13 protein-coding genes are annotated in these 13,229 nt (G+C 61.9%); 5 read left to right on the forward strand and 8 right to left on the reverse strand.

All coding sequences use genetic code 11. The annotated features are described in order from the left end of the window. Positions 1-51: 51 nt before the first annotated feature. Entirely contained in the window at positions 52-264 is a 213-nt protein-coding gene (locus tag KTQ42_RS23300; RefSeq protein WP_217348102.1) for a CsbD family protein, read from the forward strand. A 526-nt stretch (positions 265-790) separates the two neighbouring features. Continuing rightward, positions 791-982, forward strand: a complete 192-nt coding sequence (locus KTQ42_RS23305; RefSeq protein ID WP_217347995.1) for a hypothetical protein — start codon at positions 791-793, stop codon at positions 980-982. A gap of 376 nt (positions 983-1,358) precedes the next feature. On the opposite strand, the gene KTQ42_RS23310 is transcribed toward KTQ42_RS23305, so the two are convergent. The 8 genes from KTQ42_RS23310 to KTQ42_RS23345 all read right to left on the reverse strand — a co-directional run bounded on the left by KTQ42_RS23310 (position 1,359) and on the right by KTQ42_RS23345 (position 10,174). Then, positions 1,359-1,502: a hypothetical protein gene (locus tag KTQ42_RS23310; protein ID WP_217347996.1), complete on the reverse strand. Its 144-nt coding sequence runs from the start codon at positions 1,500-1,502 to the stop codon at positions 1,359-1,361. A 338-nt stretch (positions 1,503-1,840) separates the two neighbouring features. Beyond that, a complete protein-coding gene (locus tag KTQ42_RS23315) occupies positions 1,841-3,172 on the reverse strand; it encodes a M20/M25/M40 family metallo-hydrolase (protein ID WP_217347997.1) in 1,332 nt (443 codons plus the stop codon). A 162-nt stretch (positions 3,173-3,334) separates the two neighbouring features. Next, positions 3,335-4,297, reverse strand: coding sequence for a tripartite tricarboxylate transporter substrate binding protein (locus tag KTQ42_RS23320; RefSeq protein WP_217347998.1), 963 nt, complete (start codon positions 4,295-4,297; stop codon positions 3,335-3,337). Positions 4,298-4,323: 26 nt separating this feature from the next. Beyond that, positions 4,324-5,343: a cyclase family protein gene (locus KTQ42_RS23325; protein ID WP_217347999.1), complete on the reverse strand. Its 1,020-nt coding sequence runs from the start codon at positions 5,341-5,343 to the stop codon at positions 4,324-4,326. 4 nt (positions 5,344-5,347) lie between these two features. Beyond that, positions 5,348-6,331: a tripartite tricarboxylate transporter substrate binding protein gene (locus KTQ42_RS23330; protein WP_217348000.1), complete on the reverse strand. Its 984-nt coding sequence runs from the start codon at positions 6,329-6,331 to the stop codon at positions 5,348-5,350. Positions 6,332-6,367: 36 nt separating this feature from the next. Beyond that, positions 6,368-7,576 carry a CoA transferase gene (locus tag KTQ42_RS23335; RefSeq protein ID WP_217348001.1) on the reverse strand — a complete coding sequence of 403 codons (1,209 nt, stop codon included), beginning with the start codon at positions 7,574-7,576 and terminating at the stop codon, positions 6,368-6,370. Continuing rightward, positions 7,576-8,958 carry an RNA-guided endonuclease IscB gene (iscB, locus tag KTQ42_RS23340; RefSeq protein WP_217348002.1) on the reverse strand — a complete coding sequence of 461 codons (1,383 nt, stop codon included), beginning with the start codon at positions 8,956-8,958 and terminating at the stop codon, positions 7,576-7,578. The genes KTQ42_RS23335 and iscB overlap by 1 nt, the downstream gene beginning before the upstream one ends. A 304-nt stretch (positions 8,959-9,262) precedes the next feature. Beyond that, a complete protein-coding gene (locus KTQ42_RS23345; protein ID WP_249223073.1) occupies positions 9,263-10,174 on the reverse strand; it encodes a CoA ester lyase in 912 nt (303 codons plus the stop codon). Between the two features lie 142 nt (positions 10,175-10,316). Between KTQ42_RS23345 and KTQ42_RS23350 the strand changes: the two genes are divergently transcribed. The 3 genes from KTQ42_RS23350 to KTQ42_RS23360 all read left to right on the forward strand — a co-directional run bounded on the left by KTQ42_RS23350 (position 10,317) and on the right by KTQ42_RS23360 (position 13,172). After that, a complete protein-coding gene (locus tag KTQ42_RS23350) occupies positions 10,317-11,183 on the forward strand; it encodes a LysR substrate-binding domain-containing protein (protein WP_217348003.1) in 867 nt (288 codons plus the stop codon). A 370-nt stretch (positions 11,184-11,553) separates the two neighbouring features. Then, the gene (gene pyp, locus KTQ42_RS23355; RefSeq protein WP_217348004.1) at positions 11,554-11,931 is read left to right on the forward strand and encodes a photoactive yellow protein; all 378 of its coding nucleotides are present in this window, start codon (positions 11,554-11,556) and stop codon (positions 11,929-11,931) included. A gap of 2 nt (positions 11,932-11,933) precedes the next feature. After that, positions 11,934-13,172 carry an AMP-binding protein gene (locus tag KTQ42_RS23360; protein WP_217348005.1) on the forward strand — a complete coding sequence of 413 codons (1,239 nt, stop codon included), beginning with the start codon at positions 11,934-11,936 and terminating at the stop codon, positions 13,170-13,172. Positions 13,173-13,229 lie beyond the last annotated feature (57 nt).

The following is a 13,229-nucleotide window of genomic DNA, read 5'->3' on the forward strand; positions in this document are numbered from 1 at the left end:
AGCAAAATGTCGAATTGCTACCTGTACGCAGACCTGGCAGACGGAGCCGACATGAACTGGGACATTGTTGAAGGGAATTGGAAGCAATTCAAGGGGAAAATCAAGGAAGAGTGGGGCAAGCTGAACGACAACCACCTGGACAAGATTGCAGGGGTACGAGATCAGGTAGCGGGAAGAAAACAAGAGACGAGCGGATTGGATCGAGTTGAAGCCGATAAAAAAGTCAAGGCAGATGACCGAGCAGATAAGGGCGATCTTCACTAAAAATCACCACGTTTCAAAGGTGTTTTTTCACCCGTCGCTCAGCACGCTGACCCGCATGTCAGCAAGCAGCGACACAGCGCCATATAATCATTGCGGCATGATGAGTAGACGTTGGTGGTTTCAAGCAATCGGTGAAGAGAATCGGAAAACTGCGGGCGGTCCCTCATCATTAACCGTTTCCAGTAGCCATTTATTTAGTTACCTGGCGCCGGCATCATATTTCGATTGCAAGTAAGTCGATAGGTCGGCGCCTTAAGGCGACTACTTTTTAATAAGCCATGCGTATTCGGATACCACCCACCATGCCAGCGATGGCGCGGTTTACAGCAATATGCGTGGATATTTTTTGCCAGCGTAAATTCCTCGTGGCTGGCCATCTCCTTGCCACGATCCCCGAATCAACGCTCGATAGCGTTCTTGGGAAAGCTCGCACACATTTCTTGTCAGCGTGTTGATCATTGTTTTTGTATCCTCATCCAGTACCTACAGGAGGCAAGAATTTTCGATTTAATCGAAAGCGGCGTTGATGAAAATGATATTCTGCGATGAACCTTTAATGATGGAGAGTGATATGTCTATTACAAAGGCATTTGAAGAAGGCCAGGAAGCGGCGGCATTAAATAAAAGTAAAACCGATTGTCCCTATGCATCCGACAGTCAAGAGGGCAAGGATTGGCATGAAGGTTTTGATGATAGGAACGACACTAACGATATGTAGAAAAATTCCGGCTTTTACTAAAGAAAGACACAAAATTGCGCTTTAGGCGGAGCAAAAACGCACAATGCCGGCATTCGATGCCGGCATTGTTGACCGCAGCTGAAGAAATCTTATGGCCAAGACAAAAGAGCTCAACGAGAGTGCTGAGCGCTTCCAGGTTTGCTTCTGGTAAAAGACGCCCTTGCCAGGAAGTTCGTGCCAAGGACGTTTTGTCGATAACCGTGCTTCACACCTGGGCAACGCCCTGCTTTTAATGAGTTGATCGCTTCGCGTGCCTGATTTCCAGCCCGCCTCCTTAAGAGCAGCGCTGCCTAGTCGACGTAATGATCCGCCCGAAGCGGGTCACGCCTTTGATAGCAAGGCGTAACTCGACCTATCACAACTGGTCTTCAATCAATCCCTGCGGCAGGTGCTCAAGCTGGGCCGGAGGACCTTCCAGGGAAGAAAAGGCGCTCAGTTCTTCTTGCTCGAAGGAAAATTTTTCTTGCGTCGCGGCGATTTGCGTGAGGTGGTCAAACATGATTGCTCCTTAATGTCGGTTTACAACCTGTAGAGTACCGATGTCTGCTGCGGTGCACCATTCCGCACTATCTCTTCCGTTAGTAGGCATGCGCTGACACGTTTCGGATGGTGAATGCATCGTGCACGATGCATACTGCCGCCTTGCCATACCCGGCCAAACTCACAGTTCATGGCCAAAAATTCGCAAGCTTAGTAGGTCGCTCTTATGGTGGCGGACGCTGCTCCGCTTTAAGAAACGGCAGGCGCCAACAGTGCCTGCCGCTGACAGCCGCCGGGCCAGCACAGTGGGCTGCTCCCGGCGGTGCACACTTCAACGCTCCCTATGAACCTTACGTATCACGGCTTTGCATTCAGCAGCGAAGGCTGAATGCCACTGACCCCGGCCAGGCCCAGGACGGTCAGCAGCACGTTCTGCGGCCCGGCATGCGCATTCACCGGCGCCCACCATTCATTCTTCGCCGAATGGATGCCGGAAGACGCGCCGCCGCCGCTCATCGTGATCGCCGGGATGCCCAGGCTCATCGGCAGGTTGGCATCGGTCGAGTGGGCAATGTCGAGCGCAGGCTTTCTGCCCTGTACCGATGATGCGGCCAGGGCGATCTGAACGATGGGGGACGACACCGCCATCTTGCCAGCCGGCCTGTCCCCGATCAGCGTGGTTTCCACCTTGATGGCGTTGCTGTTCCAGCGCTTGTTGGTCTCATCCGCGCCCTGCTGCACGGCGGCCAGGATCTGTTTTTCGATTGTCTGCAGCGCTGCCTTGTCTTCCGAACGCATGTCGACCAGCATCGATGCTGCGCCTGAGATGGTGTTGACCGACTGACCGCCTTCGATCACGCCCACATTGAACGTCACCTTCGGGTCGGTGGGAACGCGCAGCTCGTCGATATGGGCCACCGCCCTTCCCAGCGCATGGATCGCCGAGGGCAGGCCGAAGGCTTCATAGCTGTGGCCGCCCGGTCCCTTAAAGCTGATCTTGTAACGCCGGCTGCCGGTTGCAAGATAAGTGACCGGCTCGCCCTCGTCGCCGCCCAGCGTCGGCTCCAGACCGACGAAGGCCCTGATCTCGTTGTTCCTTGCGAAGATATGCTTGACGCCCTTCAGGTCGCCCAGTCCCTCCTCGCCAACATTGCCGCAAAAGATGATGTCGCCTTCCGGCTGAATCTTCGCCGCTTTCATCGCCTCGGCAATGGTCAGAATGGCTGCCAGCGACCGGGCGTTGTCTGCGATGCCAGGCGCGTACAACCGCCCGTCCTTTTCCGTCAGGGTGAGATCGGTCGCCATTGGGTACACCGTATCCAGGTGAGCGGCCAGCATGACCGTCGGGCCATTGCCGCTGCCTTTCAGGGTTCCCATCACGTTGCCCGCTTCGTCGATCTGCACCTGCTCCAGCCCAAGCGCCTTCAGGCGCGCCGCGAAGTCGGCGGCACGCTTGCCCTCTTCAAAGGTCGGCGCGGGAATGGCATTGATGGCCTTGGTGTTGGCCACGGTTTTCGCCTCGTTCTTCTCGATGAAGTCGAGCGCCTGCCTGACCGACGGCTGCCGGGCGAGCTGGCTCATCGGCGTATTGATGCCTGGTGCAAGAGACGGAACGGCATCGGCGGACAGCACAAGCGGCGCGGCCGAGATGCCGAGGAGAAGAGGGAGAAGGCGCAAGCTGGAATGCATTGGTTTGGTCCCGTTCAGTGCATTTGTAGACGCGGCAATATGCCGCAGCCCGCCGATTGTACGAGCCCGCATCAATGGTTGGCGGGCTTTCCTGCTGTTACGCGGATTCGGTCAAGGAAAGCGACTCGCCCTGACGGGCGGCATTGTCCGTCTGCCCTTGCATCAATCCACCGTAATCCGGTTGCTCTTCACCAGCCCCGCCCAGCGCGTCATCTCCGCCTGCACGAACCTGCCGAATTCCTCTGGCGTGCTGCCCACCGGGTCCAGCCCCAGTCCCTGCAACTTCTGGCGGGTGGCCGGGTCTTTCACTGCAGCCTGCACTTCCTTTGCCAGCCGCGCCACCACCTCGTTGGGCGTCCCTTTGGGAACGAAGAAGCCATTCCATTCCAGCACTTCAAAATCCTTGAAACCGCTTTCGGCCAGCGTCGGCACCTCCGGCATCGCGGCCATGCGCTTCGCGGACGTCACCGCCAGCGCGCGCAGCTTGCCCGACTTCACATAGCTCATCCCGGACGCGGCGTTGGCGAAATAGGAATCGACCTGGCCGCCCATCAAGTCGGTCAGTGCCGGCGCGCCGCCCTTGTACGGCACATGCAGCAAGTCGATGCCGGCCCGGGCCTTGAGCAGTTCGCCGATCAGGTGGGCCGCGCTGCCGGCGCCGTAGGAGGCATAGGTTAGCTTGCCGGGATGCTTGCGCGCATAGTCGACGAATTCCTGCACGGTGCTGTAAGGCGCGTTCGGCGGCACCACGAAGATATTGGGCACCGTCACCGCCAGCGATACCGGCACCAGGTCCTTCGCCGGGTCGAACGCCATCTTGCGCAGCGCCGGATTGACCGCGAAGGCCGAGGCGTCGTACAGCACGGTGTAGCCGTCCGGCTCGGCTTGGGCCACTGCCTGCGCGCCGATCATGCCGCTGCCCCCCGGCCGGTTGTCGATCACCACCGTCTGTCCCAGCGTGGTCGCCAGCCGGGTGGCGAGGATGCGGGCGGCATTGTCGGCGCCGCCGCCCGGCGAATACGGCACCACCAGCCGCACTGGCTTGGTCGGATAAGCCTGGGCCAGCGCCACGGCGGGCGCGCAGGCCAGGGCCAGCACGGCGAACAGTTTCTTGAATCGGGACATGGTTCTCTCCTCAGGTGACAGCATGTTCAGACCGTGGCAACCGGGTTCACCGGCGAGCCGACTGCGCCAGGAAGATGGAGCGGCGGCGCAGTCAGCAGGAAGGCATGGCGGCCGCGCTGGCGTAGCCAGCCGGCCAGTTCGGACAGGTACCACATCTCGCCCAGCGGCAGGCCGAGCTTAAACAGGCAGTGCTCGTGCAGCGGCAGCAACGCGCCGGCGTGGCCGTCGGGCAGCGCCTGGCGACGCTCTTCCACCGCATAGTTGTCGGCGGCGATAGCGGCGATGCCGGAGGCGCTGATCCAGTCCAGCAAGGCGGCGTCGGTGCCGTCGAGCACGGCGCATGCGTTGCGCAGCGCCTGGTGGTCGTCGACCGGACGCAGGTTCAGGGCCAGCTCGGCCAGGCCGGTATGCAGGCACAGGATGTCGCCGCTGCGCACCGTCACGCCATCGCCTTCGATGATGCGCATCAGTTCGTCATAGCCCACCGCATGGCGCGCCGTGCCGACATGCCGGTACAGGTCGATCAGCACGCCCCTGCCCTGCACGCCATGACGCGCCGGCGGCGCGACCGACAGCGCCTGCGCGCCGGTGTAGGCGAGGGCATCGTCGCCGGGCGCGATGGCGCCGATGCCAAAGCCGTTGTAGCCCACCGGCTCGGCAATGCCGTCGCCGTTAGCGTCAAACAGCTGGCAGACGTGGGCCAGCGCGTCCCATTGCGTGGAGTATTGCGGCGACAGGGTCACGCTGTCGTCACTGATCACGTCGGTGGCGCCGGGAATGTTCTGGCCGAGCGCATAGCTGAAGTACGGCGCGCCATTGTGTTGGGCGGGCTGCAGCAGCGGCGGCCGACGGCGCGGATTAAGCGCCGCCTGGCGCGGCACGTCCAGCGGCAGGCTGAGCGAGAACGACAATCCTTCCCGCACTTCACGCACGGCCGCCAGCCGCTGCGCCTGGCCGATCAGGTTGAGCCGGCCGAGCTGGTCGTCCGGCCCGAAGTCGCCCCAGTTCGAGCCTGGCGGCCTGTGTTTCCAGCGCTTACCTGTCATGCCGTCATTCCGCGCTGATCTGCTTTTCTTGGGCGATGGTGCGCCACTTGTCGAGCTCGCGCCGCACATAGGCGGCGAACTGACCGGGCGTCACGCCGGTGGCCGGCTCGGCCCCTTCCTGGGCGAAGCGCTCGCGCATTTCCGGCGTGTCGATGATGGCGCCGATCTCGCTGTTGAGACGTTCCACCACCGGCGCCGGCGTGCCGGCAGGCGCGAAGATGCCCCACCAGATCTCGACCTCGTAACCGGGCAGGGTCTGGCTGAGCGTCGGCACGCCCGGCACCAGGGCCGACGGCTTGGGCGAAGTCACCGCCAGCACCCGCACCTTGCCGCTTTTCATCTGGCTCGTGGCCGATGCCGGCGACGCCACCATCATCTGCACCTGACCGGCAATCATGTCGGTCAGGGCCGCCGCGGCACCCTTGTAGGGCACGTGGATCATGTCGACCTTGGCCATCGAGTTCAGCATCTCGGCCGACATCTGGTTGATCGAGCCGATGCCTGCGGAGGCATAGTTGATCTTGCCCTTGTTGGCGCGGGCGTCGGCGATCAGATCGGCGGCGGTCTTGTAAGGCGTCTGCGCGCCCACGGTCAGCAGCATCGGCCCGGTGGCGACCAGCGACACCGGCGCGAAGCCCTTGATCGGGTCATAGGGCAGGTTCTTCTGCACCGCCGCCGAGGTGGTGAAGGTGGAGGAAGTTAGCATCAGCACTGAGCCGTCGGCCGGGGCGCGGGCAACGAAGCTGCTGCCGATCACGCTGCCGGCGCCGGGCTTGTTGTCGACGATCACATTGGCGCCGATGCGCGGCCCGAGCTTCTGGGCGATCACGCGGGCAAAGGCGTCATTGCTGGCGCCGGGGCCGAACGGCACCACCAGGGTAATGGTCTTGGGCAGCGGCGCCGGCGCTGCCGCCAGCACGGGGACTGCAGCCAGACAGGCGATGCCGGCCACCAGGCTGGCCAGGAAGTTGCGGCGTGGATGGGTCATGGTGTCTCCTTCGATTGTTGTGTGATGCGGTGCTGCTTACTGGCCGAGCACGCCAAGCGACTGCAGGCGTTCGATTTCCTCACGGCTGTAGCCATGCTGCTCCAGAATGGCCACCGAATGCTGGCCGGGGAGCGGCGCGGCAAAGGCGGCCGGGCCCGGCGTGTCGCTGAAGGTGATCGGCTTGTTGAGCCCGCGGTAGCTACCCACCAGCGGATGCGACAGCGTGGCCACCATGTCCTCGGCCAGCACCTGGGGATGGTCGAACATGTCCTCGATGCTGCGCACCGCGGCGCACGGCACCCGCTCGCCGAAGACCTCTTCCCATTCCAGCGCCGAGCGCGCCGCCAGCGCCTGGCGCAGGCGGGGCACGATCTCGCCGGCGGCTTCGGCGCGCTTGCGCACGGTGTCGTAGCGCGGGTCGGCCGCCAGCTCAGGCATGCCGGCCAGCTCGCACAGGTCGCGCCAGAAATGCGGCGTGTTGGCCGACAGGTAAAGACTGCCTTCCCGGGTCGGATGGATGCCGGTAACCCCGCCGGAGCGCATGTCGCGCGATACGTCGCGGGCTTCGCCGTCGGCCCAGATGAAGCGCGCCGACTGCATCGCCAGCGCGCTGCGCAACAGCGACACGCCGACATGCTGGCCGCGCCCGGTGCGCTCGCGGCACAGCAGCGCCGACGACACGCCGAAGGCCAGCATCGAGGCGGCATAGTAGTCGACGATGGAGCCGTAGGCGATTTCCGGCGCCTCGGCCGACTTGCCCTGCATGGCGCAGATGCCGGTCATGGCCTGCAGCACCTGGTCATAGCCGGCCTTGTCCTTCAGCGGGCCGGTCACGCCGTAGCCGGTGACGGCGCAGTACACCAGGCGTGGATTGACCTCCTTCAGCTGCTCCCAAGCGATGCCGAGCCGGGCTGGCACCGACGGGCGGAAGTTATGCACCAGCACATCGGCCTGCAGCACCAGCGTCTTCAGCGCGGCCAGGCCCTCGGCCTGCTTCAGGTCCAGCACCAGGCCGCGCTTGCTGCGGTTCACGCCGAGGAAGGCGCGGCTTTCCTGCGCCAGCGTGGACGGATACTTGTGCAGCGTGTCGCCGGCCGGCGACTCGATCTTGATCACCTCGGCGCCCAGGTCGGCCAGCAGCGTGCAGCCGTAGGGACCGGCGATATAGCTGGACAGGTCCAGCACGCGGATGCCCGACAGCGGGCCGGCCATGTCGGTGCCTGGCTGGTATGACTGATTCATCATCAAGATTTTGCGCGGGATACCCCGGCATTCATGCCGGGGAGGGATAGCGCGGCATGCGAAGCATGCCCTACACCCGCTGAAATATTGCTATCTATGTTGAACGAATAACCGTAGCCATCGGCTCGCTGCAGCATGGTGCAGTAGTGGTGACTGATTCCCTGTACTACCTCTTTACTCAACTGAATATAAAAATTGCCGGAGGCGCGAACCGCGACCCGGCCCGCATAGGTGCCGAACTTTTTTCCGGCTGTGACCGTGGCTCGTACCATGTCGCCGGTCTGGAAACCTTTGACAGACTTCTCACGCATCAGATAGCCACGCGGGAAGCCATACTTGTCCAGTCGGGTACGCTGATACGAGCCACGTCCGGTAGCCTTGATGGCCAATGTCGGCCGGCACCAACTCGTAACCGATTCCACCGCTCCAACGCACGCAGCATCCAGTGCATGCGTTTTGGGCACGTCCAGCCGACACCTGTTGTACTTGGCCCGGCCGCCCAAGGAGGCTTCGACTGTAAGGTCAGTAGCTTTCAGGCTGTTGAACAAGGCCCATCGGGTCGCATTCACGGCAGCGGTATCCCTCAGAGGCCGCTTAGCCTGCGCCAAAATCCGGGCTAGCCGGGTCGGATCCTTTTTTAAAAAGACCCGGATATCCAGTGCGGCCTTTTTGTGGTTGCAAGGCTGGCATGCGGTGCCGAGGTTGCTGATGCGATTCGTGTCACCGCTGGCGCGGGGCGTAATGTGCTCCATCTGCAACGGCACGTTTTCTTTATCGCAGTACATGCCTTTGCGACCCCATTTCTCCAGCAAGTATTCGCGCACCTCATACCCGGCCAGCGTTCCTTGCTGATATTCGACGCCGGAGATTTTGGGATTTTCCACCGCTTGCATGTCGAACCTGACCAGTTCAGTGCTCAGGGCCGTTACAGGTGCCCAGCGGCAGATCCGATTGACCCATGCCATTGTCGTGTCGACCCGGTGCTGTAGAGACGGCGCCAACCAGCCTTTTGGCTTGCGACGATTGAGGAACCGTGGCGCACGGTAGTGCGTGTTGCGGCCGCGCCGTGCCCGACGCATATTGCGTCTAGCAGGCAACGCTTCGGAGATCTGCCGACCACGATGGATTAAGTCGAACAGATTGAGCACGGCGATGCCGCCATTGAACTCTCTTACTCGCGCGATGCCAGTGACCTTGCTACCGGGATCTAGTTTGAGACGCAGCGGTTGAAACTCGCAGGAATTGGCATTCCGCTCCACGAGCCGGATCACAAATGGCAGAACATGATGGACGCGCGCACGACCACGTTCGAGGAGCAATCTCGCCCGCTTCTCCGTGCACGGCATCACCGGCCTGCCGTATCGCTCCAACACAGAAACCGCCAATTCCTTCTCCTAAAATTTTGCCCTTACAGGCCTTGTTACGGCGCCTTTCGGCGCTCTCTCCTCGACCATGTTGCAACGCAGCTTAGAGATTTCTCTCTTGCGACAGACCGTTTCGTCCTTACCCTATGCTTGTCTGCATCTGCCGCTTTCAGAGCTACGGACTGAAGAAGCATCCGTAGGTGAGTCTTGTACTTCGTTGCAACGTAGTAGCGATACCTTGCTACTGGGTCTGGTCAACCGAGCATGTCAGTTTCCTTTCATGCTCCGGCCTTCAGGCCGGGGTAGTTGACCTTGCTTGTCTCCTTCAGGTCCGGACCGGCGCGGCGGGCAGGATGCCAAGCGTGCGCGCCATGGCGACGATGGCTTGGGCGCGCAGCGCGAACGGGATATCGATCATGCGGCCCTCCACCAGCAACGCGCCGGTGCCGTCCTTCTGCGCCGTCTCCCACGCATCGGCCACACGCACGGCGCGCGCGATTTCCTCGTCGCTGGGGCGGAAGCTCTCGTTGGCCAGCGCCACCTGGCTCGGATGGATGCAGGTCTTGCCCATGTACCCCAGGCGACGCGCCTGGGCCGCTTCGCTGCGGTAGCCTTCCGGGTCGCGCACATTGGCATAGGCGGAATCCAGCGCCGGCAGGCCGGCCTCGCCCGCCGCCAGCCGCACGGCGAGCTGCAACTGCTGGATGGCCGTCGGATTGGCGCGGTCGATGCCAAGCGGCTCCAGCAGATCGGCAAAGCCGAGCTGCATGCCGACCACCCGCGCATCGGCGCCGGCGATCTCGGCCGCCAGCCGCAGTCCGCGCGGCGACTCGATATTGGCCAGGATGCCGATGGGCCGGGTGCAGCCATGCGCCTGCTCCCAGCGCGAGAGTGCCTGTGCAGTGCGCCGCACATCGTCGGCCGATTCCGCCTTGGGCAGGTTGACGACATCCACCGCCGGCCAGGCGCAGGCTTCGATGTCGCGCTCGAAGTGCGGCGTCTGCAGGCCATTGATGCGCACGATGATGGTCTTGCCATGGCCGCTGGCGGCGTCCGATTGCAGGAAGCCGGTCAGCGCTTGCCGCGCCTCGTCCTTGCGCTCTTCCAGCACGGCGTCTTCGAGGTCGATAGAAATGGCGTCGGTGTCGCTGGCCAGTGCCTTGGCGAACAGTGCAGGCCGGGCGCCGGGCACGAACAGCTTGCTGCGGATCAGCGGCAGCGGCTGCGGATGGGTCATGAAGGTCTCCTGTTCTTATGGTCGGCCTGCCTGGCGCAGGCGGCACGCGCAAACTCTTGCTATGGACACCACTATAGCCCCGGCTAGGCCCATGAAAAACTATACAATCCTACTTTCAAAAGATAGCTTTTCTACTGTTTTCATGGATACCCGATTTCTTGAAAGCCTGGTTGCCGTCGTCGAGCAGGGCTCGATTGCCGAGGCCGCGCGGCGTCTGAACCTCACGCCGGCCGCGATCACCCAGCGCATTCAGGCATTGGAGCGGGAGCTCGGCACGGCGCTGCTGATGCGCTCGGGCCGTACGGTGCGGCCGACCGAGGCTGGCGCCAGGATGGTCGAGCGCGGCCGCGGCCTGCTGATGGAAGTGCGCGACCTGAAGGCGCATGCGGTCGATACCGGCATGGCAGGTGAATTAAGGCTGGGCGCCGTCGCCACCGCCCTGAACGGCATGCTGCCCGACATCCTGGCGGCGCTGGCGCGCAGCTATCCGCGCATGACCGTCCACATGGTGCCCGGCACCTCCGACTTCCTGCTCTCGCAGGTGCAGTCCGGCACGCTAGACGCGGCCATCCTCGTCGAACCGGACTATGGCCTGGCCAAGACCTGCGGCTGGCGGGTGCTGCGGGAAGAGCCGCTGGTGGTGCTGGCACCACGGGCGATGGCGGGCGACGATGCGCATGCGCTGTTGCGCGAAGCGCCCTATATCCGCTATGACCGCAACACCTATGGCGGGCGGATTGCCGACCGCTACCTGCGCGCCCATGAGATACAGCCCACGGTGCGCTTCGAGCTGACCTCGCTGTCGGCCATTGCGCTGCTGGTGGACCGCGGCCTGGGCGTGGCCCTGGTGCCGGACTGGCCGCCCCCGTGGCCGGAGGGTTTGTCGCTGAAGAAGCTACCAATTGCCGATCCGTCCTGCGTCCGCAGGCTGGGCCTGCTGTGGTACAAGGCCTCGGCCCGGCTGCGGCTGGTCAATGCGTTGCTGGAGCAGGCAGCGCATACCGGCTGAACCTGAACCGCCGTCCAATGATGCCGGATCGTTGCGGGATGGACCCAGGTCGCGCTGGGCCGCGTTCCTCCTCTGCTGCGTTGTACGCCTTCCGGGTTTGTCGTCTGTGCTTTTCGGAGGCAGGATGCGGACAGCCAGCGCAAACGGGCATGTGAGCTGTTGCCCAGCTGCCTGATCTTTACGTGACAAGGCCCATAGTCATTATTCTGGTCGTCTTGCGTTGTCCAACATGGTGTCACCGGAAACTGCCATTTATTGTCCAGGACAAATAAATTGACTATTGGAAATTTACTTGGTTTAATGATGTTTTTTTAAAGCAACTAAATCTCGTTACACCCTTGAATCAACTATAGAAAAGAAGAGGAAGAATATGGAACTAGTCGGTTTCAACAAGGCGGACATCAATAACGTGCTCAGCAAAATGTCTACCCAAGACATAGACAAACTCGCATTTGGAGCGGTTGAGCTGGACAAAAATGGCACGGTGTTGCGGTACAACGCAGCCGAAGGTGCAATCACAGGGCGAAATCCGGCCACCGTCGTCGGCAAGAATTTCTTCCGCGATGTCGCTCCGTGTACCTCCAAACCTGCCTTCAAGGGCGTCTTCGACGCCGGCGTCAGGGCCAATGACCTCAATACGATGTTTGAATATGTTTTTGACTATCAGATGAAGCCGACCAAGGTCAAAGTGCACATGAAGAAGGCGTTGAGCGGAGACAATTTCTGGATTTTCGTCAAGCGCCTCTGATCATGACAGATGCCTTCACTTCAGATGCTGCGGTGACCTGGTGGCGTGATGAAGCGGTCATGCACCGTTTCATCTCCGACCTGGTCGCCTCCGAGCTGTCAGCCATGCGTCGAACCGCGCACGCTACGACAGGCGCCTTGACCCCAGAGACGCATCTGGGCAGGGACCTCGGGGTCGACTCGCTCGAACTGATGGGGCTGGCCACCGCGCTGGCCCAGGCGTTGCACATGCATGAGTCGGGTATCGAGGATTACCTGCTGGTGCACCAGACTTTGGGAGACTGGCGCACTATCGCCCAGGCCAGCCTGGAAAAGTTCTCGGCACGAATGACATTCCTTACTTCCGGCAGCACGGGGCAGCCCAAAAGCTGCGTGCATGCACTTCATGCGCTATGGCAGGAAGTACAGGAAGTAGCCCCTCTGCTTTCTGGATGCACAAAGTTGTTTGTGGCAGTGCCCAGTCACCACATCTACGGTTTCCTGTTCACCATCCTGTTGCCGCGCGCTCTGGACCTCGACAGCCGTTCCGTGCTGGACCTGCGCAAGAGTTCGCCGGCACGGCTATCGCGTGAGTTGCGTGAAGGCGACGTGGTAGTCGGCCACCCCGAATTCTGGCGCATAGTCATGCGGGTGATCCCGGCTTTCCCGGCAGCCATTACCGGGGTAACCTCCACCGCTCCCTGGCCAGTTGAGATCGATGCCGGCTTGCGCGCCGCGGGCCTGCATCGGATGGTGCAGATATATGGGAGCTCGGAAACGGCGGGCGTCGGCTGGCGCACCTGCATTGACGAGCCTTATGAACTGTTCTCCTTCTGGCAGCGTGCCGACCACGCCACTAATCTCCTGATTCGCCAAGGCGAGACGGAAGGCATCCAAACGCCCGACCTTTTGACGTGGCAAGGCGAACGCCGTTTCCTGCCAACCGGCCGTCTCGACCATGCGGTGCAGGTGGGTGGCATCAACGTATTTCCCCAGAAGGTGCGGCGCGCACTACTGTCGCATCCTGATGTCGTCGATGCCGCGGTGCGGCTGATGCGGCCCGATGAAGGCAATCGGCTCAAGGCATTCATCGTGCCCCGTGATCCCGGCACTGACGCCGTCAAGCTTTCGGAAAAGCTCGGCGTATGGGCAGGGCAACGGCTTGGCGCTGCTGAACAGCCTCGCGCCTTTTCCTTTGGCACTTCGCTGCCGCTCGATGAAAAAGGCAAGCAGGCCGACTGGATCATTGCGCCGCTTCGGTGATACCTGATCACCAAAGGCGGCATGGGCAGCCATGGGAGCGCTTGCCGCTACCGGCGC

Source organism: Noviherbaspirillum sp. L7-7A (assembly GCF_019052805.1).
Classification (GTDB): Bacteria; Pseudomonadota; Gammaproteobacteria; order Burkholderiales; family Burkholderiaceae_D; genus Noviherbaspirillum_A.